This window comes from Bacillus sp. MBGLi79 (assembly GCF_002953915.1).
Genome location: NZ_CP026521.1, coordinates 1,688,820 through 1,691,966 on the forward strand (window position 1 = coordinate 1,688,820; position 3,147 = coordinate 1,691,966).

Annotated in this window: 3 protein-coding genes; all 3 read left to right on the plus strand. The window is 45.9% G+C overall.

Annotated features, from left to right (window positions below; translation table 11 throughout):
- Positions 1-56 precede the first annotated feature (56 nt).
- Entirely contained in the window at positions 57-950 is an 894-nt protein-coding gene (htpX, locus tag C1T29_RS08585; protein WP_020451127.1) for a protease HtpX, read from the plus strand.
- Positions 951-1,098: 148 nt separating this feature from the next.
- Positions 1,099-2,448 (plus strand): TrkH family potassium uptake protein, encoded by a 1,350-nt coding sequence (locus tag C1T29_RS08590; protein WP_026579814.1) that lies wholly within the window; start codon positions 1,099-1,101, stop codon positions 2,446-2,448.
- Between the two features lie 111 nt (positions 2,449-2,559).
- Positions 2,560-3,147: NTF2-like N-terminal transpeptidase domain-containing protein (locus C1T29_RS08595; RefSeq protein ID WP_331281200.1), on the plus strand; the 588-nt coding region annotated here is incomplete at its 3' end.

Consider the following 3,147-nt stretch of genomic DNA (forward strand, 5'->3'; position numbering starts at 1 on the left):
GCCGTATAATTTTATTATACGAGTTCATTTGATCTTATTATAACATGGAGGTAATCATGGGAAAAAGAATCTTTCTCTTTCTTTTATCGAACATTTTAGTTATTACGACGATCGGTATTGTGCTGTCCATTATCGGTTCGCTGACAGGCGTAGGCACGTATTTCACGGCTGGCGGCGGCATCGATATTGTTGCGCTTCTCGTATTCAGTGCGGTTGTCGGCTTTGTCGGCTCCTTTATGTCGCTTTTGATGTCAAGATGGATGGCGAAAATGGCTATGGGCGTTCAGGTGCTGAATCCTGATAAGCAAACGCTCAGCTACGAAGAGCAGCAGCTCGTTGACCGGGTATATAAGCTGTCCCGCGCCGCCGGACTGACAAAGATGCCGGAAGTCGGCATCTACAATTCACGCGAAGTGAATGCCTTTGCGACAGGGCCGTCCAAAAACCGCTCGCTTGTCGCTGTATCGACGGGTCTTCTTCAGGAAATGGATGACGACGCAGTGGAAGGCGTTCTTGCTCACGAAGTCGCGCATATCGCAAACGGCGATATGGTGACAATGACGCTCCTTCAGGGAATCGTCAACACGTTTGTTGTTTTCTTCGCCCGGATTGCGGCATGGGCTGTTTCACGCGTTGTCCGTGAAGAGCTGGCGCCGATCGTTCACTTTATCGCGGTCATCGTATTCCAAATCGTGTTTTCCATTCTCGGAAGCCTTGTCGTGTTTGCGTACTCCCGCCACCGCGAATATCATGCGGATAGAGGAGGAGCGGACCTTGCAGGCAAGGATAAGATGATTCATGCGCTCCGCTCGCTTGAGCAGTACACTTCAAGAGTCAAAGAAGAGCAGGCATCTGTTGCCACTTTGAAAATCAACGGGAAAAAGCACACATCGCTTTTCTCAACACACCCTGATTTAAGCGACAGAATCCGCCGTCTGGAAGCAAAATAATCAATATGCAAACCCCCTTTTTCAAGGGGGTTTGCTTTTTAAATTTAAAAATCGAAAATCGGCTGTACATAAGAGCATGTTTCCTTTAAAATGGAACACGTTATACACAAGAAGCGCAACTTTTGAATATTGAAAAGAAGGAACGATTATGAAGGTTTTATTGAAAAAACTACTGCGCGTGCTGTCTCCTGTACAGCTGATCGCGCTCTATTATTTTTTGGCGGTGACGGTTTCCGTTATATTATTAAGTCTGCCCGTTGCACACAAGAATGATGTGGAATGGTCATTTATCGATGCCCTTTTTACTGCGGTGAGCGCAGTGAGCGTAACCGGTTTGACGGTTGTTGATACAGCTGATACATTCAGCACGGCCGGAATATGGATTTTGGCGTTTGTTCTGCAGTTTGGCGGGATCGGTGTGATGGCGCTCGGAACATTCGTCTGGCTGATTTTCGGCAAGCGGATCGGTTTGAAAGAGCGCCGGCTGATTATGACCGATCAAAATCAATCCAACTTATCGGGCCTTGTCAAGCTGATGAAGCACGTGCTCGGCTTGATCCTGCTGATCGAGCTGTTTGGCGGGCTGATTCTCGGAACTTATTTCTTAAAGTACTTTGAGACACCTGGAGAAGCCTTTATGCACGGATTTTTTACAAGCATCAGTGCAACGACCAACGGAGGTTTCGACATTACAGGCAACTCGCTGATTCCGTTTCAGCATGATTATTTCGTTCAGTTTATCGTGATTATGCTGATCATTCTTGGAGCGATCGGCTTTCCGGTCCTCATCGAGGTAAAGGATTTCCTGCTCAGCAAAGAACGGAAATTCTCTTTCAGCCTGTTTACCAAATTGACATCAGTCACTTTTTTCCTTTTAGTGATTGGAGGTGCGATCGGCATATTTGCCATGGAAGCGCGCTTTGCTTTTTCAGGGAAATCGTGGCACGAGGTATTATTCTTTTCGCTGTTCCAGTCGACGACGACCAGGAGCGGCGGACTCGCGACGATCGACATCAGCCAATTCACACACACGACTGTTTTATTCATGTGCATGCTCATGTTTATCGGCGCTTCGCCAAGCTCTGTCGGAGGGGGCATCCGGACAACGACCTTTGCTTTAAACCTCTTGGCGCTGTTCCACTTCGCGAGGGGAAATAAATCGGTGAAGGTTTTCAAACGTGAGCTGCACCAGGCGGATTTAATGAAATCATTGATTGTGACGCTGATGGCGGTTATTCTCGTTTTCGGCTCGACACTTGTTTTGACAGTAACGGAAGAGCATTCTTTGCTTGAACTGCTGTTTGAAGTGTGTTCCGCCTTCGGTACGACCGGCTTGTCGATGGGCATTACTTCAGATTTGAGCACGATCGGCAAAAGTGTCATCATCCTTCTGATGTTCATCGGCCGAATCGGCATTGTCACGTTGCTTTATTTATTCGGCAGAAAAGAAATCGAAGCGAACTACCATTATCCAAAGGAAAGAATAATTATCGGATAAGAAAGACAGTTTAGTTAAACTGTCTTTTTTTATGATCATAAAGTCGGTCGCTGTATTTATTTGTATGATATAATGCTTAAATGGCGGATTGAAAAAAAGGGGGAAGCAACGATGAAAATGAGAGTCATCCATTTGTTTATAGCCGCCGGATTTCTATTGCTCGCCGGAGCCTGTTCTAACGAGCCGACAGCAAAAGAAAGCATGGATCAATATGTAAACAAATGGAACGATCAAAAATTTGAAGAAATGTATGAACAGCTGTCGGCTGAAGCGCAAAAATCGATTTCAAAAGACGATTTCATCAAGCGCAATCAATCCATTTATGAACAGATCGGAGTTTCCGATTTGAAGGTTTCAGCCGTCGATAACGATGAAGATGAAAAAAATAAAGAGAAAAAAGATGCAGTGACAATACCGTATAAAGTCAGCATGAATACATTGGCCGGCCCCGTTTCTTTTGAAGGGAAGGCAAAGCTTGTCAAAGAAAAAAAAGACGGTGACACGTCATGGAAAATCAACTGGAACCCATCCTTTATTTTTTCACAGCTGAAGGAAGGGGAGACCATCCGGATTACCGCCAAGGAACCAGCGAGAGGCATCATTTATGACAGAAACGGAAAGAAACTCGCTACGAATGCGACAGTGCCTGAAAATGGCGTCGTTCCGGGGCAGCTCGGAGATGATAAAGAAGGTGTCATC